The organism is Campylobacter showae (assembly GCF_900699785.1).
In the GTDB taxonomy this organism is placed as follows: Bacteria; Campylobacterota; Campylobacteria; order Campylobacterales; family Campylobacteraceae; genus Campylobacter_A; species Campylobacter_A showae_D.
Map to the genome: position 1 here is coordinate 2085445 of NZ_LR535679.1, position 26162 is coordinate 2111606.

Sequence of the window (26162 nt, forward strand, 5' to 3'; positions counted from 1 at the left end):
AGCTACGACCTTGTCTTGCTGGTAGAATAGGCAAAGCTTTTTACGCCTTGCCTTTTAGAGGGTAGCAAGGCTAAGTCGTAGCTAAAAATTTTATGATTTTCGCCATTGGCAAATTTATTATTTGAGTGCTTTGCTTTATGGCAGCTTTAGCTCGTTAGAACATCAGCTCAAACCCTGCATTGATAGCTCCGCCTCTTGTTTTGCCTACGTAGCCTTTGCCTCCTAGGCTAAAGATAAGATTTTTGCTCTCATACTTATAGCCTGTTTCAAATATCCCGGTCGAGCCTTTTAAGCTAGGCTTAGGAGCGTCAAGTCCCATAGTAGATGCTTTAGCATCTCCTTTAAACTCATACTCGTATGCGCCTCCAAAGTATAGGTTATGCTCATCTTTTAAATTTATAGTATCTCTAAGACCCGCTCTTACTCTATTAGACGCAACGCTATCAAAGTGATAGCTCTCGCCTGAGCTTATAGTAGCATCGGCGCTAGCCGTATGTGCATATAACCATTTTGTATAGATATCTAGCTTATTGTTTTGGTTTAGATCAAAAATTTGACCTACTCCTATATGAGTAGCCGTATAGGTTGAGCTTATATCAAATTTCTCATTATGAGCTAATATTCCAGGAGCTATAGCATAGGTCCAGTCGTTACTATTGTAGTCGCTACTTATCTTACCTGCGCGAAAGCTTGCATCTATATATGTGTCGCTGCTAAATACCTGCTTTAGCATTAAGCCCCCGCCTATATATTCGCTTATACCGTCTGCATGTAGACCGTTATCTAGGTAACTATCGTATTTTGCTCTTCCGTATTCTACGAATACTCCGCTTAGTATCTCTCCTGCGGAATTCGGAGTTAAGCTAGCAAGACCGGCTACTACTCCATAGCCTTTGGAATTTACGTGCGAGCCCGTCTCATGTCTTAGAGAGTAAGCTTCGCTTATAGCAAAAGGAAATAGCTCTAAGTGACCGTCAGGTATTAGCTTATCTAGGTAGTTGGTAATTAACTCGCTTCCGCTCTTTAGGCTAGCTAGGCTTGCAGCTCTGGTTTCTGCGAAGGATTTGGTATCCTCTTTTACCCTTCTTTTACCGCTAAATTTAAGATCTAGCGCTCTTCCGTTTGCATCTACCATACCGTAGGTCTCATACTCTATGGTAGCTCCTTGCTGAACTCTTGTTTGTAGATGCGAAGGATCAGGAAGTAGTAATCGTCCGCTTCCTTGCTTATCGATCAGGTGGATAGTGCTAGTATCTCCTATATCTGTATTGCCGCTAATGTAAGCGGTGATCTTACCTCTCATATTACTTAGATCGGTATTAGCCGTAGGATCTGTAAGCGTAATCATAGAATCGCCGTCTTTAACGGTAGGAGGCATAAAGATATTGATATCGTCAAACCCTCCGATATTTCTAGCTGTTATAGAGTTAGGAGCTGCCGGATTGGTAGGGTTTTTACCTACGTTTAGAGTGCTTCCCGCTCCGCCGGTGATATCTCCGATATTATTGCCGCCGGCTAAATTTACGGTAGAGTTGTTGCCGCCGTTGATATTTAATCCGTTGAAATTCGTAGGACTGTTTGGATCTTCATTAACTACGTTTATTACAGGATTCGGGATCGGATTGTATCTATTGATCTCATCGTTTCCAAACTCGCCGCCGGTGATATTTCTAGACGTAAGCTTGCTTCCTTGAATCAAGATAGATTGATCGTCGCTGCTCTTAATCAAGCCTTTTAGCATTATATCGTAGGTGGTAGAGTTTTTAAGCGTAAACTCACTGGTCGTTTGCTTAGCCTTCTCGGTAAAATTCGTAAAGGTATTTCCTCCGTTTTTAATTAGATAATACTCCTTACCCTCCTCGATATTTAAAGAGCCGTAGCTATCGTTACTCGGATCGTAATCTATTCCGTTTAACTGGAACTTAGCGTTATTGATATCGGTATTGCCGGTAGCGGTTAAATTTAAAGCTGCGGCATCTGCGCTGCCGTTAGCGTTTGAAATTCCGTCGAAGTTTAATACGTTTAGATTTGCTATATCGCCCGCGGTTTTTTGAGTAGATGCGTTATATACGTTTAGGCTATTGTTGGTACCGCCTGCGTTAGATAGACCATATATCGTTCCTCCTACGCTTCCGCTATGGAAATTTACGCTGTTACCGCTACCGTTAGCGGCATGCGCTGCATATACGTCGCCGGCTACTTGAGCGCCTTTTAAATTTACGGTATTGTTAGTCGCGCTACCTGTTTCTGATCTTCCGCCTATGATATCGCGACCCACGGTAGCACCTTGTTTGACTTCTACTTTGTTTTCTTCGACGTTTCCGCTAACGCTGCTTCCGCCGATAGCGTCATGTCCTACTTCACCGCCATCTAACAACACATAGCTTTTTGAAATTTTACCGCTTTTGGTAAGTCCGCCATAAGCACTGTCGCCTACCTTGCCGCCTGTCATTTTGACGTAGCTTCCGGTTATATCTCCATTAACGTTACGAAAGCCGTAGGCATTGCCCTTTATGTCGCCGCCGCTTATTTCGGCGTAATCATTCTCGCTCGTAGCGACGTGAGTAAGAGTTGGGTATGAGCCGGCATAACCGCCTTGTACATCGCCCATAACTGTTCCGCCGCTAATTTTAGAGTAATTATTTTTGGAGACGGCGGCCATGTATGAGCCCGTAGTAGATTCGACTTGTCCGTTTTGTAAAATTACGTAGTTTCCTATTGCTGTAGATTTGCCTCCGACACCGATATCTTTTTTTGTAGTGTTGGCGCCGGTTATATTTCTAAGTTTGGCGCCGGCGTTATTTATGACGACATGGTTTTCCTCTAGGGTGCTTTCATGTTCTGGGGATACGGATACAGCGCCATCCATTTCTTGACCATCGTTTAAGACTACGGCGCCTGTGATATTAACGCTATTGCCTTTTGCTTCTCTCCCTCGGTTTATGGTAGCGCCTTCTATTCTGCCTCTATATATCGTAGCTGCGCCGGTGATATTTACGGTGTTGTTGTTTGCGGAAGCGCCATACCCGGCTCGACCTCCCGACACCATCGCTTCATCAAAGTAGGTTATACCCTCGTCATCTCCGATTATCTGGCTATCGCCTTCGATATTTACGGTGTTGCCGACAGCGTCTCCCGCATGCGCCGACTGTCCCGCCCAGGTGCCGTTTCCGCCTAGGACGGCTCGTTTAACGGTTGCATCTGTTATGCTTACGGTGTTGTCTGTAGCGCCTTTACCTTCGCCGCCTATTATAGTAGTAACGGTAGCGCCGTTTTGAACGACGATCTTGTTTCGGTTGGCAGAAGTCGTAGGCGTAACGGCAGGATCACCTACGCCGCCGCCGTATATAGTGTATGAAGACATATCTGTTCCGCTAGGATCACCGGTAATAGTTACTATATGATCGCTTGAGCCGCCAGATACTAGGCCCTCGTAACCGCCCGAGTAATAAGTGCCGCTTGAGTGATGCAAGCCGTTGCTGCCGCCGCCTGTTACTGTTGCCGTTGCGTTTTCGGCTAAAACTTGCGAAGGAATAAGTGCTAAACATGCCGCTAAACTTAAACTAGAAATAATTGGTATCTTAATATCTTTCATAATCCATAATCTTTTGTAAAAAATAAAAAACTATTCATTATACACTAAGAATATAAATTTACAAAAAAATTAGAAATTTTATGTATCACTAAAAGGTAACATATAGAAATTGATGTCAAGATTATTACTTGTTTTGCCGTTATTTAGCAAAGATTCAATTTGAAGCTTTAACGGATAAAAATATAGGGCTTTGTCCGCATTCCATTCCTTAAAATTATACCATTAATAGATCCGGCCGACGGATTGTGATTTTGTATCCATAATTATAAATACTTCAACTCAATAGCGCGTGCTAAAAAGCTATCCTTAAACCCGAAAAAGCTATAATCGCGCCCAAGGTATGGCAAGTGATTGCTTTTGCGTAGGCAAAAGAGGAAAGTCCGAGCTGCAATAAGACGGAGTTCCATCTAACGGATGGCTGGGGCGACCCAAGGGACAGTGTAACAGAAAGCAGACTGCCGCTTCGGCGGTAAAGGTGAAACGGCGGGGTAAGAGCCCACCAGCGCGGCGTGCAAGCGCGGCGGCTATATAAACCCAACTCGCAGCAAGAAGGGATGGTTTTGAGTCTTATGTTAAACCCTTCGCTAGAGCCAAATTGTAAAATTTGGAGTAGATAAATAATCACTCACGACAGAACTCGGCTTATCGCCATGCCTTTTTACTACTTTTATTTCATCAAATTTAGCTAGCTTGGATACCAAATTTGTTTTTAAATTTGCGGTTTTACTGCAATAAACCGCTATCTTGACAGCGCGTTTTGCGAGGTTTGGGCAAATTTAAGCTGAGGTTTGCGGCGAGCAGCAGAGTAAAATTTGATCAAATTTGGCGAGGCGGAATCGGGTTTAAATTTGACGGCTACGGACAGGGTTTAAGTTTGAAACGGCGCAAGGCGCGTTTTTGGAGCCTAAATATCCCAAATTTCTAAAATTTGCGGACATAGAGCGCTAACGGCTAGTTTTAATTTGGATTTTTGTTCGTCGCTCGGTTCGTCTATGGTTTCAAATTTTCCAAACAACTCGGCGACTTCAAGCCAGCCTGTTGTATCCAGATCAAATTTAACCAAATTTGACGCGCAAAGATATCCAGCGTCGTGGTCGTAAAAAGCGACCTTGCCGTCATCTAAGCAGGCAAGCCAAAGATCGCCCGTACCTGTATCTGCAAAGATATAAAACTCGCGCACTATCTCGCTCTCGCCTTCAAAGACAAACTTCGCTTCATCGTTAAATTTGACTAATTCGTGTTCCTTTAGCACTCTAAAATCGCCCGCTATATCCGCACCCAGTCTGCTTTTTAAAGCATCTTTTATAGCGTTTTTCGTCATATCTTTGCCTTTGCGGGATAAAATTTAGAAGAGAATTTGAGATAAAAAGCGCCGTAAATTTGAGAAATTATTTACGACGCTATATATTTTTTTACGTTTTTTAGTTTTTCTAGCTCTTTGCCGAGCTCGGTTCTGTTTTTTTGTATCAAATTTATCGCTGCACCTAGAAGCTCCTGAGCTTGTAGGGCGTCCTCTAGGCTGTCAAATTTACTAGGAGTCTCGCCCGCTAGTGCCGCGATAGCCTCCGCGTCATTGCTAGCGACGGCTATTTTTAGCTCATCCAGCCACATCAGCTTGTCCTGCGCCAGTCGTCTCTTTCCATGCTTCAAGCAGCTGTTTGGTTACGCTCACGACCTCGTTTAGGCTCTGCTCGTCGTTATTTATATTTGCCATCGACAGCAGTTGGATCTGCCTCGTGTAAAGCCCGCTTAGATAGTGCGCGACGTTACCTTGGTTGTAGTCTAGCGAGTTTAAAAGCTCGATAAAGATGGCATTTGTGCGGTTTATGAAATATACTTTTTTCTCTACGTCGTTATCTTGCATTGCTTTTCTAGCTCTAAAAATAAATCTCAAAACACCTTCGTAAAGCATCTCGATAAGCTTGGTAGGCGACTCGATGCCGCCTACCGTATTTTGCGAATACGCCGCGTGTGCAGTGTTGTATTGCATAAATTTACCTTTTATTTCTTGTTATATTCGGCTTCGATCATCGATTTTAGCGACGAAAATTCGCTGTTTAGCTTGCTGATGATCTTGTCGTATGCTAAAAATCGCTCTTCCATCGTGGCGTACTTCGCGTCTAGCGACTTTTGCGTCCTTTCTTTTTCGGCATCGAGCGTTTTTTTCTCCTCGATCAGGCTTTGTCCGTATTTAGTTAAAGAGCCGTTTTTTGAGTTGATTAGCCCGTCTACAGTCTTTTTCGCTGAGGAAAAGATGCCGTTTACTGTCGTGTTTTTCGGCGTTACGGTCGATTCGCTAAAGCCCACTGCATTTAGCGCCGCAGCAGAGCCTTTTATGCTTATCGCCGTACCGTTTGTCGTTTTTAGCGATATGCCGTCTTCGTTTGCGGTTAGCGTCGCTTGTACGCCCGATATCCCGGCGTCGTTTATGGCTTTTAGCAGCGCCAGCGCGTTTTCTTTTGCCGAATTTGACGCGGGCGTAGCGGCTAAATTTATCTTTTTTCCGTTTATAACGAGATCGTCGCCGCCGATAGTGAGCGCTCCGCTATCTATGGGTTTTGAGCTAAGGACTTGAGCCGTGCCGTAGGTGGTGCCGCCGGCAAATATCTTTTGGACGCTTTGCAAATCCTCATCTAATTTTTTGCCGAGTTTTGAGCTATCTAGCTCTAGCAGACCTTCTTTGTTTAAACTTAGGCCATAGTCGGCTAAATTTGCCGTCTTGGTCACGTTGTCCTTGGTGTAGGTCTGATTGCTGAATAAAATTTTATTTAGCGTCGATTTTATCGTATTTATCTCGCTTACGCCTTGAAAGGTGCCAGATTTTTTCGTATCCGAATCGTAATCGGTAGCGACTTTTAGGTTGTTTACGAGGTTATTGTACGCCGTTACCATGCTTTGCATGCTCTCTTTTATCGCGCTCGTGTCCTCTTTGACGCTAAAAGTCGTCTTGCCCGTATCTTTTAGCTTTATCGTCATTCCTAAATTTAGATCTTTTACCTCGTTGCCGCTTCGTTTTATCGTGATACCGTTGTAGACGAACTCGGCGTCTTGCGCGGTCGAGATTTTATTATTTGCGATATTTGAGCTATCCCAGCCGAGTTTACCCAAAACATCTTCTGCGCCGCTTAGGGTGTTGCCGTCGTCATCGACGTTTGTTAGCTCGACCTTGTTTTCCGCGCCCGTTTCTTTTGATTGCAATATAAGCTGATACGGATCTTCTCCGCCGACCTTCATCGCTTTTGCGGAAACGGCGCCGTTTGTGACCTCGTTGATCTTATCGGCTAGCTCTTCTAGCGTGGTTGAGCTTTTGACTTCGATCTTGTAGGTTTGACCTCCGACTTTTACGCCAAAGGTTCCGTTTTTGCCGATAAACGAGCTTGAGGTGGCAAATTTGGTGCTTTGATAAACGTCTTTTTTGGCTAGTTGTTTAACGTCTATCTCGATATCTTGTACCGCGACGCCCGAGCTTACGTTTATATCTGCGCTTTTACCGTCCGAGCTAGTCGTTCTTTTTTGATACGAGCCATCGTCTGCCAGGGTCGAAACAGAGGAGCGAAAAGTGCCTATCAGCGTTTTTAGAGCCGTTAGGTCCTTTTGCTTTGTCGCGTTTGCCGTGATCTTGGTACTTACGGGTTTTATCTGACCCGCTTCGTCGGCAGCTTTTAGCTTATCTATAACGTCTTGCGTTAAAACTTGGCTACCAAAGCCAAGAGAAGAAACTTTACCTAGCGCCATTTTTAGCTCTCCTTGTCAAATAAAACTCCGACTGCCTCTCTAAAATATTCGCTTAGTTTCATGGCTTGTTCAGTCGGGATTTTGCGGATCACGTCGCCGGTTTTCATCTCCATTACGTTTACATACATGGCTTCTATCTTATCGTTGTAGCCAAAGCGTATGCTAGTGCCCAGATCTTCCATTTGTTTATTTAGCTTTTCGGTGGCTTCTTTTACTTTTTCATTTAGCGTTTCGTTATTTTGCTCGGTTAAATTTTGGGTTGCGTCTTGCTGGATCTGCGTCCTTTCGACCTCTCTAGTTTGCGTAGAGCTTTGCGCGTGCGAGCTTGTAGCTACGTTTGCCATCGGTTGGCTCGCTACTTTGAAAATTTCCATATTTTCTCCTTTAAATATTTGCTAGCTTCTATATCGTCAAATTTACAAATTTTTTTAGCCCCGTTCGGGAAATTTTTTGCTTAATTTAAATTTTCGCATAAATTTGTTAAAATCCAGCCTAAATCAAGGCGAGAAAAAGGAGAATTTGTGAAAATTTCGTTTGAATGCGACTGTATTTTGCTGGAGGAGTCGCTAAGGCTATTTCTGAGAGATTTTATCTCGCCTAGAAAAGATTGCGATTTTATCGTGGCAGACAAAAAGATAGAGGCCAAAAAGCCCGTTTTCGTGATCGCCGAGCGCTCGCCTCATCTAAAAATCCCTTTTAGTAAAGAAGCCCTTATCTCCGCGCTTGAGGAGTTTTACTCGGCGATTCAGTTTTCAGAGCCTATCGCGCCTTCTCGCACGACCTCGCCCGCATTTGTTATAAAAGAAGAATCCGCGCCGCAAAACGGTTCAAATTTGGAGCTTGAGGTTTCAAATTTGATAGATAAATTTAAAGAAGAGCTACTCGCGATTCTAAGGAAAGCTCGTTGAAAAATCTCTACGCGACTATCTCGAGCGGTAAATTTAAAGGTAAAAAGCTGCTTTTGCCTTCGCTTCAAACAACAAGAAGCACCAAAAGCATCGTCAAAGGCTCGTTTTTTGATTCGTTTCGCTACGAGCTAGCGGGTAAGGTTTTTATCGAGGCTTTCGGCGGTAGCGCGCTGATGGCCGCAGAAGCGCTAAGTAACGGCGCGACAAAGGCCTACGCGGTAGAAATCGACAAAAACGCCTATAAAATCGCGCTACAAAACGCTAAACTTATCGGCGACGAGTTAGAAGTCATAAACGGCGATACTTTTGACACTACGCCGGCTATCGTCGCGAGGCAAAATTTACCCGTTATCTTGTATCTTGACCCGCCTTTTGATATCAGGGACGGCTTTGCGGACGTTTATGAAAAGTGCGTAAATTTGGCGATAAATTTGCCCAAAGACAAAATTTATCTGATCGCTTTCGAGCATGTCAGTCACTTAAATTTACCGGAAAATATCGGCGCCTTTTCGCTTTTAAAATCTAAAAAATTCGGAAACACCTCGCTTAGCTACTATTCTTAAAAATTTTTGCGTCAAATTTGGAATGCTAATTGCTTTTTCGTACTTGAAAATACAAAATTAAGGACGAAAATGAAATTAGCGGCATGCTTGCTGAGCCTTGCTATATCGGCTTTTGCGGCGCAGATAAAAGATATCGCAAACGTCGTTGGCGTGAGGGAAAATCAGCTGATCGGATACGGTCTGGTCGTCGGTCTAAACGGCTCTGGCGACGGCAGTAGCTCTGAGTTTACGATACAGTCTCTTTCAAATATGCTTCAAAGCGTGAACGTAAAAATCAAGCCCGACGATATCAAATCTAAAAACACCGCCGCGGTAATGGTTATCGCAAAGCTGCCGCCGTTTGCTAGGCAGGGCGATAAGCTCGACGTCGTGATATCATCTATCGGCGACGCAAAGAGCCTTCAGGGCGGAACTCTTTTGATGACTCCGCTTAAGGGCGTGGACGGCGACATTTACGCTTTGGCGCAGGGCTCGCTAACCATAGGCGGCAAGACGGCATCTCGCGGCGGCGGAAGTAAAGGCGGCAATCACGTAACAGCAGGCACGATCCCAAGCGGCGCTATCGTGGAGCGCGAGATCGCATACGATATCTATAATCAAGAAGCGATATTTTTAAGTTTAAAAGAGTCGAATTTCGACACCGCTTCAAGCATCCAAAGAGCGGTAAATTTAAACGTAGGCGTCGATAGCGCGGTAGCCGTCGACTCGCGAACGATCAGGATCGCTAAGCCAAACGGGGCAAATATGGTCGACTTCGTAGCTAGAGTGTTAAATTTGGACGTGGATTATAAAGCGCTAGATAAAATCGTAATCGACGAGCGCACCGGCACGATAGTAAGCGGCATAAATATCACGGTAGGTCCCGTCGTCATCACGCACGGCGACATCACGATAAAGATAGAGCCCGACTCATACGACGAGGCGCTGGCAGAGCAGAGAACTATCGACCTGCGAGACGGCGCAGCAGTCGATCCCGTAGCTAACATGCTAAAAATCAGCGGCGAAAAAACTACCGTAGCTAGCGTCGCAAGGGCGCTAAGCAAGATGGGCGCGACGCCTAGCGACATCATCGCGATAATGGAAAATCTAAAGCGCGTCGGCGCTATACACGTAGACTTGGAGATAATATAATGCTAAACGTAGATACTTCGGCGGCTTTAAGCTCTTATAATAAATTTGCCACGAGCTCTATCGAAAACAGGCGCGTGGATAGATTTCAGAGCGAACAAGACGCTCTTTTAAAAGAGCAAACCGACGCTTTTGAGGCGTTTTTGGTTAAAAGCGTGCTAGATATCGCGCTAAAGGATGAAAATCCGTTATTCGGCAAGGATGCCGGAGACGAGATCTACCACTCGATGTATAACGATACGATGAGCAAGGCTCTGAGCGGAAATTTAGGCTTTAGCGAACTTTTATTCAATTATTTGAAAGAAAGGGCTTAAGAAATTTCAAAATTTGCCGATTTAGTTTCTAACAAATCTAAAAAGGCTTGAAAATGATAGGAACTCTCGGAGCTAAACTGGGCATGAGCCCGCAGCAAATCATTCGCTCAAACGATGTAAAAAAGAGCGAAAACATGGAAAAAACACAAGGCAAAGAAGAAAGCAAGGTTGCAAAGATAGCCGAGCAGATCGCAAACGGAACATATAAACTAGATATGTCCAAGACTGCAAAAGCCGTTGCCGATACGCTTTTATAAGATTTTTTGTCCTTGCGTAAAAAGAAAGGACAAAAATGCTTAAAAGATATTTGGATGAGGCGATGGGGGTGCTAGACGAACTCATCGCTCAAACTACGGAAGATATAGAAAAGATAAAACTAGCCGACCACAGCAAGGTCGATGATAGCGTCAGACGCAAAAACGAGCTGGTTAAAAAATTCGAATCCGTAAAATCGCTGCTAGATAAAGAGCTTTTAAGAGTCTCAAAGGAAAACGGCGGGGCAAATTTAAGCTCTATCCTCGACGATGAGGTAAAGTCATCTCTCGCGCTTATGCGCTCAAAGCTTGAAGAGCTCTACTCAAAAAACAAAGAATACGCAAAATACGTCGTCGGAGTGAAAGAATTTTTCGATAGCTTGCTAAAAAATATGTTTAAAGGCGAGCAAGACGGCGGCTACGACAAAAACGGTCTAAGACCGGAGAGTTTATTTAAAACGAGGGTTTAAAAAATGGCTAATATATTTTCGTCTTTGCACATCGGCGTGAGCGGCCTAGATGCCGCGCAGACGCAGATCACTACGACCGGACACAACATCACAAACGCCGACAGCGAGCACTATACTAGACAGCGCGTCGTGCAGTCTGCTAGAGAGCCTTTTCACGATATTCCTGGCGATATCGGCAGGGGTACGCAGGTCGATACGGTCGTGCGCGTGCATGACGAATTTACATTCGCTAGGCTTCGCACTTCAAATATAAATTTAGAATCGACCGAGTACAAAAAGCAAATTTTAGAGGAGATTTCGCAGCGCTTTCCAGATCTGCAAAGCGTGGGTATAGGTAGAGATTTGCAAAATTATTTCAACGCGTGGAACAACCTCGCTTCAAACCCGACCGAGGGCTCGCAAAAGATAAATTTGCTAAATAACGCTAGCACGCTCTCAACCAGCATAAACAAAGCTAGCGACATGCTAACTAAGATCCAAAAAGACGTGGACTCGCAGATAGAGGTTACCGTAAATGAAATAAATAAATACGCCAAGCAAATCGCGCAGATAAACAAAGAGATCGTGCGCGTCGAGTCCGTGGGCAACACTAGAGCCAACGACCTGCGCGACAAACGCGATCAGCTCGAGCTTGCTATGTCAAAGCTTGCGGGTATAAGCGTGTTTAAGGGCGAACTGCAAGGCACTAGCGTCGATCCTACAGTAACCGACATAGGCACTAAGCATCAGATAAATATCTCGGGGTTCAATATAGTCGACGGCGTGACCTATCACCCGCTAAAGATAGATAAAATGAACGGCAAGAGCGAATTTAAGGGCGTTTATTTTGAAAGGGAGGACGGCAAAAAGGTCGATCTAAACGGACGTATCCAGGGCGGTAAACTGGGCTCGGCTCTAGATCTGCGCGGACGCAGGATGGATGATAGCGGAGAGTTTCAGGACGGAACGATACAAAAATACATCGACAACCTAAATACCTTCGCCAAAGGTATCATAAACGAGACGAACAATATCTACGCAAGATCGGCCGTAGAAAACGCCGTAACCGACGAGATAAAAGACCTAAGCGACTCTAGAACGCTCATGAATTTTAATAACGACATCAAGCACGGTAGCTTTGACGTCGTGGTTTATAACAACCAAGGCCAAGAGGTCGCTCGCAAAACGATAAACATAAACGCCTCGACTTCGATAAACGACAATACTCGCGGTAACTCTATCGTGCGCGACTTTAACTCCGATACCGACGACAATGGCGATAACAACTCTCTAAACGACGTGGATGATTATTTTCAGGCAAGCTATCAGTACGACGCGGCGACGGGCAGGGGAACGTTTGGCGTCATACCGAAAAGAAACGCTGGCGAATACAGCGTAGCTTTTATCGATAAAGGCACGAATTTCCCCGGTATCATCGGGCTAAATAGGGTATTTGAGGGCGACAAAGCCAAAAACATGAGCGTAAAAAGCGAGCTGATAGAAAATCCGCACAAGCTAAAAGCCTACTCAAATCCGACTCCGGGTAACAACGAAGTCGCAAATGATATGGTGCAGCTGCAATACAATAAAATCGTGTTTTACTCCAACAAACACGCAGATAAACAGGAGAGCATCGAGGGCTACTACCGTTACATCACGTCCGATCTAGCTAGCGAGACGCAGGCAAATAACGACCTAAACGACGCAAATACCGCCATCCATAAGGTCGCGATGTCCGAGCATCAGTCCGTTAGCGGCGTAAATTTAAACGAGGAGCTAACAAATCTCATACGCTTTCAAAGTAGCTACGGCGCGGCGGCGAAAATCATCACGACCGTAGAAAAGATGCTCGATACCTTGCTAACCGTCAAACAATAAATTTAAATTTCTTTTAGCCTTTTTGGTTTAAAATCTCGGCCAAAAAGGCTAAAAATGGACTTAAAAACCCTCCTAGATCAAAACGTAATCTCTAAAAATACCCATGCGGACTTGTTTGCTGCCGCCGATCCGCTGCAGGTCGCGAGCAAATTTAAAACGCCCGAGATCTCGCTCATCTGTGCGCTTTTTGCTTACGGCAACGCAAAACTCATCGTAAATTTTCTAAATTCGCTTGACTTTTCGCTGCTAGATAAAAGCGAGGAGGAGATCATTTCAAATTTGACGCGGCATAAATACCGCTTTCAAAGTTGCGAAGACGTGCGGCAGATTTTTATCACCGTTTCGCGTCTAAAAAAGCAGGGCGATATCGAAAGCACGGTGAGATCGGGCTTTGAGAAAAGCGGCTCGATGATAGAGGGCGTAAACGAACTCATCAAATTTATCTACTCGCTAAACCCTTACCGCTCGGAGGGGTATGGGTTTTTCTTCGGCAAGCCGTACGAAAAAGCGCCGCAAAGCCCGTATAAACGCTACAATATGTTCCTGCGCTGGATGGTTCGAGATAGCGACATCGACCTTGGGCTTTTTAAAAGCCTGCCAAAAAGTAAGCTCCTTATACCTCTTGACGTGCATACGCACCGAGTTTCGCTAAATTTGGGCTTAATCTCTCGCAAAAGCTATGATTTTAGGGCCGTGCGCGAGCTAACGGACAAGCTTTGCAAATTTGATACCGCCGATCCGATCAAGTACGATTTCGCGCTCTACCGCATCGGCCAAAGCGGCGAACTAGCGCAAATTTTAAGCGAGATAAAATAAATTTGACGGGTTTTTCTCGCGCGAAACGGCGGCAAATTTAAGCCCTTGCGGCGCGTTAAATTTAAGAAAATTTAAAGCCTAAATTAATCAAATTTAGGCTATAGTTACCTTGCAATTACATTTTAAGGAGAAAAAATGAAAAAAATCGTTTTAGCTAGCGCGGCTCTAGGCTGCTTACTTGCTACTAGCGCTCTTGCGCATGAGGAAAAAGTCTTTGATCCAAAGGCAGGCAAGCACCTAGTCGTCACTATGGAGCAACTAAGCGAAAAGGGCAACACTGTCGTTGGCGAGGTAGTAGCGGTCGAGACTAACTACGGCGTGGCCCTATTCCCGAATCTTAAAGGCCTTGAGGGCGGCGCGCACGGATTTCACGTGCATCAAAACGCTGACTGCGGCGCAAATGAAAAAGGTCTAGGCATGAAAGCGGGCGGCCACTGGGATCCAAGCGACACCAAAAAACACTCGTTTGCATGGGACGACAACGGCCACAAAGGCGATTTGCCTGCGCTTTTCGTCGATGCCGAGGGTAACGCGGTTTATCCGGTGCTAGCTCCGAAAATCAAAACAATCGACGAGCTAAAAGGCCACTCGCTAATGATCCACGTCGGCGGCGATAACCACAGCGACCATCCAAAGCCTCTTGGCGGCGGCGGCGCTAGAATGGTTTGTGGCGTTATAAAATAATCCCGCATTCGCCGATTTGCCGCACTCGGCGGTCGGCGAACTTCTTTTTCTTACTCGGTCAAATTTAACGCGGCTTTAAATCTAGCGTGTCGTGTATTTTAAAACCCTTATCTCGAAAAAGCAAAATCTCAATCAATTTTCTAAAATATCCAAATTTTGTCTGCGCGGTTTCGCAAACTAAATTTTAAAAACTATATCAAATTTGCCGCCGTTAAATAGAACTCAAATTTGCAAAATTTATCTAAAACTTCAAAAAATCTCCGAGCTCGCCCACAAAATTTACAAAATGCTCCGCAACCTAAACCGTTAAATTTAACCTTGCTCGGCAAAATTTACTCGCCGCTTTATTAAATTTTAACCGCAGTAAAACAAAAAGCCGAATTTTATAAATTTTTTAAATTTTTCGTAGTATGATTTTGCTTTTTAAAGGGGCGAAAATGGACTTTGACTTCGGCATTACGGCGTATTTGATATTTTTCGCGGCGGCCTTTGCGGCGGGTTTTGTAGACGCGATCGCGGGCGGCGGCGGACTGATCGCACTACCCACGATCATGGCGATGGGCGTGCCGCCTCACGTGGCGCTAGCTACGAACAAGCTTCAAGGTACTTTCGGTAGCTTCACCGCGGCGCTAAATTTCGCCCGAAAAGGGATGATAAATTTCCGCGAAGTTTTTATTGGCATAGTTTTTACCTTTATCGGCGCGTGCGTCGGTACGGTGCTTATACTGTTTTTGAGCGCCGAGTTTTTGCGCGTTATTATCCCGTTTTGTTTGATAGCGATTTTCATCTATACGCTTTTGATGCCAAAGGTCGGCGACGAGGATAGGGCCGCACGCATGAACGCGCGAGCCTTTTACGTGATATTTGGCCTAATTTTAGGCTTTTACGACGGATTTTTCGGGCCGGGAGCGGGCAGTTTTTGGACGTTTGCGATGGTTGCACTTATCGGGCTAAACATGAAAAAAGCCGTCGCGCATACGAAAATCCTAAATTTTACCAGCAATATCGTCTCTCTTGCCGTTTTTATTGCAGGCGGACAGATACTTTGGGCGGTCGGGCTTTTGATGGGCGCGGGACAGGTTTTGGGCGCGTATTTCGGTTCAAATATGGTTATGAAAAAAGATGTTAAATTTGTTAGAGTCGTGTTTTTAGCCGTCGTGGGCGCGACGATACTAAAGCTCGTTTATGATAGATTTTTCGCGTGAGCGGGAGCTTTAAAAAACGGCGACGAAATTTGAGCCAAATTTTACAAAAAAGCTAAAATTCGGGCGAAATTTGAGGTAAGCTTAAAAAACTTTTAACGTTTATTTGGATAAAATTGCCGTTAAATTTCATAAATCTAAGGTTAATCCATGCAAGAAAATTTGTTTTTGTTTACAGGTTGGATCGCTTCTTTGTTTACCGACAACGAGCACGTTATCCACGCGGTAAATTACGCGGGGCATCTCGTTTTAGTCGCGATTATCGTGCTTATCGTGGCAAAATTTGCAACTAAAAATTTGCAACTCGTGCCTCGCGGAACGCAAAATATCCTCGAAGCGTATCTAGAGGGCGTCGTGTCAATGGGCAAGGACGTGCTAGGCAGCGAAGCGCTATCTAGAAAGTATCTGCCGCTAGTCGCCACCATCGGTTTGATCGTATTCGTAAGTAACATAATAGGCATAATACCTGGATTTGAAGCTCCGACTTCGAGCTTAAATTTGACTCTTACTTTAGCGCTCGTAGTTTTCGTGTTTTATCACTATGAAGGTATCCGAGTAAACGGCGTCGTCAAGTATTTTGCGCACTTTATGGGGCCTAATAAATGGCTAGCTCCGATAATGTTTATCGTTGAGATCGTTTCGCATCTGTCTCGCGTCGTATCGCTTTCTTTCCGACTTTTCGGTAACATCAAGGGCGATGATTTGTTCCTTTTGGTCGTGCTTGCTCTTGCGTCTTACGCTGCGCTCCCGGCGTTTGTTTTACTTACGTTTATGGCGTGCTTGCAAACATTTATCTTTATGATTCTTACTTACGTGTATCTTGCCGGCGCGATCTTGATCAGCCACGAAGAGCACTGAAATTTAAATTTACGCGTCCGCTAGCTAAAATACGCTAAAAATCGGCGGGCGCAACCCCTTCTTTTTATCTAACTTAAATAAAAATCCTGCTAAAATAAGCCCTAAATTTTAAATAAAAGGCAAATTATGTTTGAAGTCGTTATCGGGCTTGAGGTTCACACTCAGCTTAATACAAAAACTAAAATTTTCTGCTCTTGCTCCACAAGCTTCGGCGATGAGGCAAATACGCACGTTTGTCCGACCTGCCTGGCGTTACCTGGATCTTTGCCGGTACTAAACAAAGAAGCCGTGAGAAAGGCGATAAGCTTCGGCGCGGCGGTAAATGCGACTATAAATAAACGCTCGGTTTTTAACCGTAAAAACTACTTTTATCCCGACCTTCCAAAAGCCTATCAAATTTCGCAGTTTGAGATACCGATAGTAGAAAAAGGCGAGCTTTTTATAGACGTAAACGGCGAGAAAAAGCGCATCGGCATCACTCGCGCGCACCTTGAAGAGGACGCGGGTAAAAACATCCACGAGAGCGGACAGAGCCTAGTCGATCTAAACCGCGCTGGCACGCCGTTGCTTGAGATCGTGAGCGAGCCTGATCTGCGCAGCTCCGGCGAGGCGGTTGCGTACTTAAAAAAACTGCACTCGATTTTGCGATTTTTAAACATCAGCGATGCTAATATGCAAGAGGGAAGCTTTCGTTGCGACGCCAACGTCAGTATCCGCCCAAAAGGCGACAGCAAGCTCTACACGCGCGTCGAGATTAAAAATTTAAACTCGTTTAGGTTTATCCAAAAAGCGATCGACTACGAGGTCGAGCGTCAAAGCGCGGCGTGGGAAGACGGCAAATACGATGAAGAAGTTTATCAAGAAACGCGCCTTTTTGATACCGTAAATTTGGTCACGCGCTCGATGCGAGGCAAAGAAGATAGCGCCGAGTATAGATATTTCCCCGATCCAGATCTATTGCCCGTCGAGATCCCCGAGGAGATGTATAACGAAGCGATCAAGATCCCCGAGCTTGCTGAGCAAAAGGTCGCTAGATACGAGCGCGAGCTTGGCGTCAAGGAAGACGACGCGCTTATTTTAACGAGCAGCGTGGAGACGGCGAAGTATTTCGAAGAGCTCGTGGAGGCTAAAATATCGCCGAAACTTGCCGTAACGTGGCTCATCGTCGAGCTTTTGGGTCGCCTAAAAAACGGCGCTACGATCGAGACGTCGCCCGTAAATTCGGCTAAGATGATAGATCTCTTACGCCGCATCGAAGACGGCACGATAAGCGCCAAGGCGGCAAAAGAGGTGCTTGACTATCTTATGGAAAACGAGGGTAGCGTAGACGCCGTCATCGAAAAATTGGGATTAAAGCAGGTCAGCGACGACTCGGCCATCATAGCGATAATAGATCAAATTTTAAGCGCGAACGCCGACAAGGTCGCCGAGTATAAAAGCGGCAAGGATAAGCTTTTTGGATTTTTCGTCGGACAAACGATGAAAGAGGGCAAGGGCGCGTTTAATCCTGCAAAAGTGAATGAGCTTTTAAAAGAAAAACTAGGATAAATTTGACTTGTGCCGCCATTTAGCATTATTTGGCGGCGCGGGTTTCGGGCTAAATTTGACCCGAAAAGTAAATTTACGGCGCCAAATTTCTTATTTTATAGAGACGGACGGTGCGGTCAAATTTAAGTTGTTTAATTTTCGCAAAAGCAAGATTTGAGGTTGCGAGCGGATCGATCAAATTTAGCTAAAATAAACGTAAATCACAAAAAAGAGAAAAAATGAAAATAGCCATCATCGGAGCAGGGAAGTGGGGCAGTGCGCTTTTTCATGCGCTTTCGCAAAAAAACGACTGCGTCATCAGCTCGCGTAGGCAGCTTGAAGGCGCGCATTTCGTGAATCTAGAGGAGGCGCTAAAGCGTGATCTGCTGGTCGCTGCCATACCTTCGCAGTCCGTTAGCGGCTGGCTAAAAGAGCATTTTAAAAACTTCGGACAGAAAATTTTGGTCGCCTCAAAAGGTATTGAGACTTCGAGTTTACGATTTTTAGACGAGATTTATGAACAACACGTTAGTGCGGTAAATTTGGCCTTTTTATCGGGTCCGAGCTTTGCCAAAGAGATACAAAACGACCTTCCGTGCGCGCTCGTTATAAACTCTAAAAACGAAGCCTTGGCGCGTGAGATTTCGGAGCTTTTCCCGCAAAATATCAAAGCCTACGCTAGCAGCGACGTTATCGGGGCGGAGATCGCGGGCGCCTATAAAAACGTCATCGCTATCGCGGGCGGTATCTGCGACGGACTCGGGCTTGGCAACAGCGCTCGTGCCAGCCTCATCTCGCGCGGGCTTGTCGAGATGGCGAGATTTGGCGAGTATTTTGGCGCACAGCATCAGACGTTTTTGGGGCTTAGCGGAGCGGGCGATCTCTTTCTCACGGCTTCTTCTGTACTATCGCGCAACTACCGCGTTGGCTTGGGACTTGCCAAAAACGAGAGCCTTAACAAAATCCTAAACGATCTAGGCGAGGTCGCAGAGGGCGTGGACACCTCCTACGCGATAGAAAAGATTGCCGCCGGCAAGGGCATCTATACGCCGATAGTAAACGAGGTCGCGGCGATGTTACGCGGTAAAGACGTGCAAGAAAGCCTGAGAGATCTACTAAGTAAAAAATAAAATTTGGCTAAAACGCAGCACTTTATGGCGGAGGTAAATTTGGTTTGTAGGACCGCTATTTGCCTGTTTTGGGCTTAAATTTAAATTTTAAAAACTCCAATCCTGAACGAATTTTATTCGCAAATTTTAAAAAAGTTAAATTTGATGCGACTGTTTGCATGCTTTATTTATGTTGTTTTTAGCTAGTAAAGCAAAACAACAAATCCATACCGCCCAAACATAAGTATCAATCGAGTAATAACATCGCCAAAGCCTCCAAGATCAAATTTGCGTTATTTTTTATTGGTGTTTGCTTGTCTTTAAATTTTATCCCGCTTGCAACCTTGCAACAAATTTATAGATTTCAAATTTTGTCGCTTTGCCGCACCTGCCTGTCCAAACAGCGCCAAGAGTCCTTAAATTTATCCAAAATAGTGTAAAATCCGCAAAAACAAAAAAAGGAAAGAAATGAAAAAAATTATCGCCGCACTTTTTTCGGCTCTGTTTTTGGCTGGTTTGCCGACTATGCTAAACGCTGCCGATACACAAGCGCAAGAAAAACCGACGCTTCGCAAAATGATAGCCCAAATGATAATGGTCAGCTTCAACGGCTCTGATCCAAAAACCGCCAAAGAAGCCGTCTCGGAGGCCAAATATCAGCGTTTTGGCGGCGTGATGCTGCTCGGTAAAAATATCTCGGACAAAAAGAACCTCAAGGCGCTAACAAGCGCATTTAAAGAGGCGCAAAAAGGCATTTTTATCGCTATCGACGAGGAGGGCGGGCAGATCACGAGATTTAAGGATAAGAGCGGATTTGAAACCTTTATCTCGGCGCAAAAAGTGGCAAAAACGCTCGATCTAGCCGCTGCGGGCGAGCTTTACGCTAAGATGGCGCAGCAGCTAAAAGACGTCGGCGTAAACGTAAATTTCGCTCCCGTGGCCGACGTGCTAAATCCAAAATCCACCATCATCGGCTCGCGCGGCAGGGCGTTTAGCGCCGATATAGACGAGGTTTCGCTGTACGCAAGCGAGTTTATGAAGGCCTCGCAAGCTCGCGGCGTGATAGCGGCGATGAAGCACTTCCCGGGACACGGTAACGTCGAGGCTGACAGCCACACCGCCAAGGTCGTGATCGAAAAATTCGACTACACCGAGCTTAAGCCGTATTTTGACGCGGTTCGCAAAAACGAAGCCAAGATGATAATGGTCGGCCACATCTACCTCATGCAGCGCGACTCCGAGCTGCCGGCCTCGCTTTCGCCGGCGATCATCGATGGCTTGCTGCGCGGCGAGCTCAAATTTGACGGCGTAGTCATCAGCGACGACATGCTTATGGGCGGACTAAAGGACTTTACGTTGCAAGAAAAGGTGATAAACTTTATCAACGCAGGCGGCGACGTGATGCTCTTTAGCGACTACAAGATAGACGGGCGCAGGACCGCGGAGCTCGTCACGCAGCTAGTCGTGGACGCGGTGGGCGCCAAGCAGATACCAAAAGAGCGTATCGAGGAATCCTACGAGCGGATAATGAAGCTAAAGAGTAGCATAAAATAGGCTAACCGTAGGGCAAATTTGGGCTTTTGCGCGGAGTTTGTTTAGTGGCTAGTCGGTGTGCGCGGCGGCTGAAGTCAAATTTGCCTCTTTTTTCTTGTTTTGTAAATTTGGGTTCAAATTTGACGACATTTTAAATTTGAACTCAAATTTATCGCCCAAATTTTACTGGCTAGCTCGCCAAACCCGCACCGCTTTGATGCAAATCGCCGCTTAAAAACCGACTGAAATACCCCCGCGGACAAAAATCAAATTTACGCCAAACAAGTCGGCTTGCAAAAATCAGCATTAAATTTATCATTATTCGGCTCAAATTTAAGCTTTTAAAACTAATCTTGATGTATAATATATATTTAAGGAAGATAATAAAAATTCTAAATTTAAGGAGCGAAAAATGGACGAGGTAGCAGCAAAAGTCGAAGCACTAAAAGACGAAATGGTGAAAAATAGGCGGTTTTTTCACTCGCATCCCGAGACCGGTTTTTTCACGTTTTTTACGACGGCAAAGATCGCTAGTGAGCTAAAAAAGCTCGGCTACAGCCTAAAAATGGGACGCGAGATAATGAAACCCGAAGCTAGAGCAGGTCTTGGTAGCGAGAAAGACAAAGAAAAATATCTAGAACGCGCAAAAAGCCTGCTAAGCGCCGACGAGCGCGAGTTTTTGCCCGTGATGGAGGATGGGCTAACGGGCGTGGTGGCCGAGCTTGATACGGGTAGGCCCGGCAAGACGCTTGCGTTTAGATTCGACATTGACGGCGTGGACGTGACCGAGAGCAAGGATGAGGCGCACAGACCGTTTAAAGAGGGGTTTAGAGCCGATATAGACGGCATCACGCACGCCTGCGGGCACGACGGGCACATCACGATCGGCCTAGCGATGGCTAAACTCATCGCGCAAAATTTGGACGATTTTAAAGGCAAATTTAGATTTATATTTCAAACCGCCGAGGAGGGCACCAGAGGCGCCGTGCCGATGGAGCAAGCAGGCGTGCTGGAGGGCGTAGACTACCTGCTGGGCGGTCATATCGGCTTTCAGGCAAAGACTAGCGGCGGCATCATCTGCGGTACGAACAAGCTTCTTGCGACGTCGAAATTCGACGTAAATTTCACGGGTAGATCGGCTCACGCGGCGGGCGCTCCGCAAGAAGGCGCAAACGCTCTGCTGGCCGCAGCTCAGGCGGCTCTAGCCATGCACGGTATCACGCGCCATGCTGACGGCGTCACGCGCATAAACGTGGGCGTTTTGCGAGCGGGCGAGGGACGAAACGTCATCGCGCCAAACGGCTACATCGCCTGCGAAACGCGCGGCGAAACGACCGAGCTAAATGAATTTATGTTTCAAAAATGCATGGACATCGTCGCAGGCGTCGCGCAGATGTACGGCGTGCAGTACGACGTGAAGCTAACCGGCGGCACGAGCGGGGGCGATAGCAGCGAGGAGATCACCGATATCTACGAGCGCGCCGCGCGCCAGTCGCCTTTTATCAAGGACGAGCTCATCGTGCGGGATCTAAATTTCGGCGCTTGCGAGGACTTCGCGCACTTTATGCACGCCGTGCAAAAAGCAGGCGGCAAGAGCGGCTATCTGATGATCGGTACCAAGCTCGCCGCAGGGCATCACAACGGCGCGTTTGACTTTGATGAGAGCGCGCTGCTATCGGGCACGGACGTGTTTTTGCGCTCGGCGTACGCGATAAACGGCAAGGACGCGTGAGGCTAAATTTTGAGTCAAATTTGACGAATTTGCGTCGCTTGCGCTCGGCTTGATCGGTTTTTTATCATCGATTGAGCTGACGCGGCGGCGTGGATTTGTCTGTTTCGACTTCTAAATTTTGATAAATTCGGCGGTTAAATTTGCTCGGCAGTCGGTCGTAAATTTGGCGGGCTGAATAGAGTCGTCGAAATTGTGCAGCGACAAGGCAAATTTGCCGATATCAAAACCGCAAATTTTAAACGGATTTAAATTTATTTGCTCTCTTTTCCCAGGTAAAAAATCTTAAAAAATAAATCTCGCAACAAGATGGCCGATAAAAACAGTCCAAGTAAAGAGAAAAAAAGTTGAAAAACCGTTATGACGGCAAATATTTCAAATTTTGTATCAAACGTTATCTCGATACGAGTTCCGTCGCGTAAAACTATGCCGTCTACGCCTATGCAACCAAAGAAATAATCATATATAATAAATGTGCTAAGTATAAGACCAAGCATCGATATCGGCCAGCTTATGTTCGGAGCTTTGCGTTTACCGGATATAACGAATAATGCACTCAAAATTATCGCCAGTAGCAGCCCAAGTACCCACATATAATAGCTCGCTTAAAATTCTATCTCTTGCTTAAACGGACTTATGTCGCTAAAAATTTGGATATTTGGAAAGATTTGCTTCATAACTTCTACGAAACTGCGGCAAATTTTGCAACTAGATAATATATCCTCGGGGATGATAAAAATCCCGAAAGAGGCGACGACATAAGCGATAAAAATGTTTTTAAAAAACTGCTCTTTTGTATTTTTGACGGTTTTGGTCGCGGGTTTATTTTGCAATACTTGTCCTATGGTTTCAAATTTTGTTTTTTAGTCGTTGCTAAATTTGACCATACGGCAACCTTAACCGCCGCAAAGTCAAATTTCAAATTTACGTCAAATTTATCGGATCACGCCACGACGTTTGGAAACTCAAACACAGTTTTCCCGCTTTTTATCGTGATTACCGCCGCGCCTTTTAGCATTTTGCCTAGCAGCGGGGAGTTTTGGGATTTTGATTTATTTAGGTTTTTGTCGTAGAGATACTCAAAGCCTGGATCGATTATCGCGATGTCGGCGAGGTAGCCCCCCGCGATCACGCCTTTGTCTTTTAGTTTTAAAATTTTAGCCGCGTTATAAGACGTTAGAGCCGCCATTTTTTCGTAGCTTATCACGCCTTCGCGGACTAAATTTAGCGTGAGCGGCACGAGGGTTTGCAGGCCAAGGATACCAAAAGGTGCCTTGTCGAATTCTAAAAATTTCTCGTCGTTATGGTGCGGGGCGTGGTCGGTCACGATGACGTCGATGAGGCCGCTTTTAAGAGCTTCTCTGATCGCGTCCACGTCTGATCTGGTGCGAAGCGGCGGCGACATTTTAAAGTTCGTATCATATCCTAGCAGCTCGTCCTCGGTGTAGGTAAAGTGGTGCGGCGTCGCCTCGCAGGTCACGTTTATGCCGGCCGCGCGAGCCTGAGCGATGAGCTTTAGCGACCATTCGGAGCTAACGTGCGCGATGTGGATGTGACCGCCCGTGAGCTTGGCTAGTAGCAGATCGCGCGAGACCATGATTTCTTCTTGCTCGCGCGGCATGCCTTTGATGCCTAGTATCGCTGAGACGCGGCCCTCGTTCATGTGGCCGCCGCGGCATAGCGAGCAGTCTTGGGAGTGGTTGATGACGAAGCTACCGAAGTGCTTTGAGTATTCAAGCGCGTATCTCATCACATCGCTGCTAGCTACTGGCAGCCCGTCGTCGCTAAACGCCACTGCGCCCGCCTCGGTCATATCGCCCATCTCTACGCACTTTTTGCCGTCCATCTTGCTAGTTATCGCACCGATTGGTAGCAGGTCGATGAGGCCGCGAGCTTTTGCCTTAGCTACCATATCGCGCGTGACGACGGCGTTGTCGTTTACGGGATTTGTATTTGCCATCGGGCAGCAGGTTGTTACGCCGCCCGCGACTGCGGTTTCAGAGCCCGTGTTTATGTCGTCTTTGTACTCAAGGCCGGGATCGCGAAAATGCACATGCATATCGATAAGTCCCGGCATCACGAGCTTGCCGCTAGCGTCTATTACTTTATCTGCTGCTGGTTCGTCAGCCGTGATGAGAGCGATCCTGTCGCCGTTTATTAGGACGTTTGCTTTTTGCGAACCGTCGTGATTTACGATCGTGCCGTTTTTGATGAGAGTTTTCATTTTGCGCCTTTGTTTTTGATGAGAGTATCTAGGATCGCCATCCTGACGGCGACGCCGTTTTCGACCTGATTTAGCACGTGTGAGTAGCGTGGATCGTCGGCTACGTCGGAGTTTATCTCGACGCCGCGGTTTATCGGGCCCGGGTGTAGGATCATGACGCCATCTTTGGCGTATTGCATTTTAGCTTGGGTTAGGCCGAAAAATTTGGAGTATTCGCGCACGGACGGAAACGCTATCTCATCATCCTGACGCTCGAGCTGGATACGCAGCATGATGATGACGTCCGAGTCCTGGATAGCCTCGCGCATATCGGAGCAAATTTGACAGCCAAAAGCCTCCATGCCCGTTAAAAACATCGGTGGGCCAAATAGCTTAACCTTGGCTCCGAGCGTTTTTAGGACGTAGATGTTTGAGCGCGCTACGCGGCTGTGAAAGATATCGCCGATGATGGCGACCGTGAGATTTTCTAGGCTGCCGCGATTTTCTAGTATAGTAAAAAGATCAAGCAGCGCTTGGCTAGGGTGTTCGTTTAGGCCGTCGCCTGCGTTTACGACGTGAGCGTCGGTGTTCTGGGCTATAAATTTAGCCGCGCCCGAGCTGTAGTGGCGCACGACTACGACGTCCGTTTTCATCGCGACGATGTTATGGACGGTGTCGATGAGCGTTTCGCCCTTTTTGGTGCTGGAGTTTGAGGCGGTGAAATTTATCGCGTCGGCTCCGAGGCGCTTAGCTGCGATCTCAAAGCTCGTTCGCGTCCTAGTCGAGTTTTCGAAAAAGGCGTTTACGGTCGTTTTGCCGTAGAGCGACTTTGCTTTTTTGGTCTCGGAGTTGTTTAATGCCTTAAACTCCTTGGCTAAATTTAGGAAATGGTAAATTTCGTCTTTGGTTAAATTTGCAGCGGTTACGAGGTCTTTTTTGGTATAGCTCATCCGTTTTTTCCTTAGAAAGATAGAGTTAAATCAAAAAAGCGATATTACCCCGTTTTTACTTAAGATTTAATTTTGTAGCTTGCTAAACTCCGCGCCCAGACGCTCTCTAATCTCGTCGCCCGCGCGCTCGCCGTCTTTGAAATTTTCAGTGACGAGATCGTCTAGGCGGCTAAGTACCTCAAATAGCTCGCTCTCCCATTTGTCGGGGTTTCTAGCGGTGTTCATCGTCTCGATAAACGTTAACTTCTTGCTCATCTCGCTTAGGCTTTCTAAAAATTTTTCTTTTAGATCTTCGTTTTTTAGGGCGTCGTCGTAGAGCGCTTTCATCTTTAGCTCCCTTAGCTCGCCGTTAATAATCTCGCAAAAATCTTTATATTTTTGCACCGAAATTTGACGCACGGCCTCGGGGGAGTTGTTTGCTAGAGTGCCGTTTTCGTCGATCTTTCTCGTTGTTTTTTGTATTTGCGCGTAGAGCACTAGCGCGGCTATGACGCAGATGACGGCGTAAAATGCGATAGATGACATTGTTTATCCTTTTTTGATTTAAATTGGCGGTTATACTGAAATTTTGCTTTTTTTACTATAAAACCATAGTATTTAAATGCATTATCATGTTTTAAAATAAAATACAAATATTTTATTCGTATTTAAGTTATCTATTATTAAAATACGACCTTGATTTAATAATTATTTTCATAATTAGCTAATTTTGATAATTTTTTGAGAG

The 26162-nt window shown here is 45.9% G+C and carries 25 protein-coding genes and 1 other RNA gene; 16 read left to right on the plus strand and 10 right to left on the minus strand.

The features are described 5' to 3' along the window. Positions 1 to 154: 154 nt before the first annotated feature. Positions 155 to 3595, minus strand: coding sequence for an autotransporter outer membrane beta-barrel domain-containing protein (locus E4V70_RS10260; RefSeq protein ID WP_122862824.1), 3441 nt, complete (start codon positions 3593 to 3595; stop codon positions 155 to 157). 335 nt (positions 3596 to 3930) lie between these two features. On the opposite strand from E4V70_RS10260, the gene rnpB reads away from it, so the two are divergent. Further along, positions 3931 to 4256, plus strand: an RNA gene (gene rnpB / locus E4V70_RS10265) — RNase P RNA component class A. Positions 4257 to 4499: 243 nt separating this feature from the next. On the opposite strand, the gene E4V70_RS10270 is transcribed toward rnpB, so the two are convergent. From E4V70_RS10270 to E4V70_RS10290, 5 genes are all read right to left on the minus strand, one after another. Beyond that, on the minus strand, positions 4500 to 4916 hold the full coding sequence (locus tag E4V70_RS10270) for a hypothetical protein (protein WP_122862825.1): 417 nt from the start codon (positions 4914 to 4916) through the stop codon (positions 4500 to 4502). Between the two features lie 71 nt (positions 4917 to 4987). Further along, on the minus strand, positions 4988 to 5206 hold the full coding sequence (locus E4V70_RS10275) for a hypothetical protein (protein WP_122862826.1): 219 nt from the start codon (positions 5204 to 5206) through the stop codon (positions 4988 to 4990). Next, positions 5193 to 5585 carry a flagellar export chaperone FliS gene (gene fliS, locus E4V70_RS10280; protein ID WP_122862827.1) on the minus strand — a complete coding sequence of 131 codons (393 nt, stop codon included), beginning with the start codon at positions 5583 to 5585 and terminating at the stop codon, positions 5193 to 5195. Before fliS ends, E4V70_RS10275 begins: the two co-directional genes overlap by 14 nt. 11 nt (positions 5586 to 5596) lie before the next feature. After that, on the minus strand, positions 5597 to 7330 hold the full coding sequence (fliD, locus tag E4V70_RS10285; protein ID WP_122862828.1) for a flagellar filament capping protein FliD: 1734 nt from the start codon (positions 7328 to 7330) through the stop codon (positions 5597 to 5599). Positions 7331 to 7332: 2 nt separating this feature from the next. Continuing rightward, positions 7333 to 7704, minus strand: coding sequence for a FlaG family protein (locus tag E4V70_RS10290; protein ID WP_122862829.1), 372 nt, complete (start codon positions 7702 to 7704; stop codon positions 7333 to 7335). Between the two features lie 147 nt (positions 7705 to 7851). Between E4V70_RS10290 and E4V70_RS10295 the strand changes: the two genes are divergently transcribed. From E4V70_RS10295 to E4V70_RS10365, 15 genes are all read left to right on the plus strand, one after another. Then, positions 7852 to 8238 (plus strand): ornithine carbamoyltransferase, encoded by a 387-nt coding sequence (locus E4V70_RS10295; RefSeq protein WP_122862830.1) that lies wholly within the window; start codon positions 7852 to 7854, stop codon positions 8236 to 8238. Then, the gene (rsmD, locus tag E4V70_RS10300) at positions 8235 to 8801 is read left to right on the plus strand and encodes a 16S rRNA (guanine(966)-N(2))-methyltransferase RsmD (RefSeq protein WP_122862831.1); all 567 of its coding nucleotides are present in this window, start codon (positions 8235 to 8237) and stop codon (positions 8799 to 8801) included. The genes E4V70_RS10295 and rsmD overlap by 4 nt, the downstream gene beginning before the upstream one ends. A 69-nt stretch (positions 8802 to 8870) precedes the next feature. Continuing rightward, positions 8871 to 9932 (plus strand): flagellar basal body P-ring protein FlgI, encoded by a 1062-nt coding sequence (locus E4V70_RS10305; protein WP_122862832.1) that lies wholly within the window; start codon positions 8871 to 8873, stop codon positions 9930 to 9932. Further along, a complete protein-coding gene (locus tag E4V70_RS10310) occupies positions 9932 to 10243 on the plus strand; it encodes a rod-binding protein (RefSeq protein WP_122862833.1) in 312 nt (103 codons plus the stop codon). Before E4V70_RS10305 ends, E4V70_RS10310 begins: the two co-directional genes overlap by 1 nt. A 53-nt stretch (positions 10244 to 10296) precedes the next feature. Beyond that, a complete protein-coding gene (locus tag E4V70_RS10315; RefSeq protein ID WP_122862834.1) occupies positions 10297 to 10500 on the plus strand; it encodes a flagellar biosynthesis anti-sigma factor FlgM in 204 nt (67 codons plus the stop codon). Between the two features lie 35 nt (positions 10501 to 10535). Then, positions 10536 to 10967: a flagellar export chaperone FlgN gene (flgN, locus tag E4V70_RS10320; RefSeq protein WP_122862835.1), complete on the plus strand. Its 432-nt coding sequence runs from the start codon at positions 10536 to 10538 to the stop codon at positions 10965 to 10967. A 3-nt stretch (positions 10968 to 10970) separates the two neighbouring features. After that, complete coding sequence (flgK, locus tag E4V70_RS10325; protein ID WP_122862836.1) at positions 10971 to 12824, plus strand: flagellar hook-associated protein FlgK; 1854 nt, start codon at positions 10971 to 10973, stop codon at positions 12822 to 12824. Positions 12825 to 12878: 54 nt separating this feature from the next. Further along, positions 12879 to 13640: a TIGR02757 family protein gene (locus tag E4V70_RS10330; protein WP_122862837.1), complete on the plus strand. Its 762-nt coding sequence runs from the start codon at positions 12879 to 12881 to the stop codon at positions 13638 to 13640. Positions 13641 to 13775: 135 nt separating this feature from the next. Then, a complete protein-coding gene (locus tag E4V70_RS10335; RefSeq protein ID WP_004321292.1) occupies positions 13776 to 14324 on the plus strand; it encodes a superoxide dismutase family protein in 549 nt (182 codons plus the stop codon). 437 nt (positions 14325 to 14761) lie between these two features. Beyond that, a complete protein-coding gene (locus E4V70_RS10340; RefSeq protein WP_122862838.1) occupies positions 14762 to 15529 on the plus strand; it encodes a TSUP family transporter in 768 nt (255 codons plus the stop codon). A gap of 147 nt (positions 15530 to 15676) precedes the next feature. Next, a complete protein-coding gene (locus E4V70_RS10345) occupies positions 15677 to 16384 on the plus strand; it encodes a F0F1 ATP synthase subunit A (protein WP_122862839.1) in 708 nt (235 codons plus the stop codon). Positions 16385 to 16510: 126 nt separating this feature from the next. Further along, a complete protein-coding gene (gene gatB, locus E4V70_RS10350) occupies positions 16511 to 17932 on the plus strand; it encodes an Asp-tRNA(Asn)/Glu-tRNA(Gln) amidotransferase subunit GatB (protein WP_122862840.1) in 1422 nt (473 codons plus the stop codon). Positions 17933 to 18150: 218 nt separating this feature from the next. After that, on the plus strand, positions 18151 to 19041 hold the full coding sequence (locus E4V70_RS10355) for an NAD(P)H-dependent glycerol-3-phosphate dehydrogenase (protein WP_122862841.1): 891 nt from the start codon (positions 18151 to 18153) through the stop codon (positions 19039 to 19041). 447 nt (positions 19042 to 19488) lie between these two features. Continuing rightward, positions 19489 to 20574, plus strand: coding sequence for a glycoside hydrolase family 3 N-terminal domain-containing protein (locus E4V70_RS10360; RefSeq protein ID WP_122862842.1), 1086 nt, complete (start codon positions 19489 to 19491; stop codon positions 20572 to 20574). Between the two features lie 391 nt (positions 20575 to 20965). Continuing rightward, complete coding sequence (locus E4V70_RS10365; protein ID WP_122862843.1) at positions 20966 to 22285, plus strand: amidohydrolase; 1320 nt, start codon at positions 20966 to 20968, stop codon at positions 22283 to 22285. 602 nt (positions 22286 to 22887) lie between these two features. Here E4V70_RS10365 and E4V70_RS10370 read toward each other — a convergent pair. The 4 genes from E4V70_RS10370 to E4V70_RS10385 all read right to left on the minus strand — a co-directional run bounded on the left by E4V70_RS10370 (position 22888) and on the right by E4V70_RS10385 (position 25960). Beyond that, positions 22888 to 23115: a hypothetical protein gene (locus E4V70_RS10370; protein WP_122862845.1), complete on the minus strand. Its 228-nt coding sequence runs from the start codon at positions 23113 to 23115 to the stop codon at positions 22888 to 22890. 110 nt (positions 23116 to 23225) lie between these two features. Further along, positions 23226 to 24506: a dihydroorotase gene (locus E4V70_RS10375; RefSeq protein WP_122862846.1), complete on the minus strand. Its 1281-nt coding sequence runs from the start codon at positions 24504 to 24506 to the stop codon at positions 23226 to 23228. Beyond that, positions 24503 to 25435, minus strand: a complete 933-nt coding sequence (locus E4V70_RS10380) for an aspartate carbamoyltransferase catalytic subunit (RefSeq protein ID WP_122862847.1) — start codon at positions 25433 to 25435, stop codon at positions 24503 to 24505. Before E4V70_RS10380 ends, E4V70_RS10375 begins: the two co-directional genes overlap by 4 nt. A gap of 66 nt (positions 25436 to 25501) precedes the next feature. After that, on the minus strand, positions 25502 to 25960 hold the full coding sequence (locus tag E4V70_RS10385) for a thioester dehydrase (RefSeq protein WP_122862848.1): 459 nt from the start codon (positions 25958 to 25960) through the stop codon (positions 25502 to 25504). Positions 25961 to 26162 lie beyond the last annotated feature (202 nt).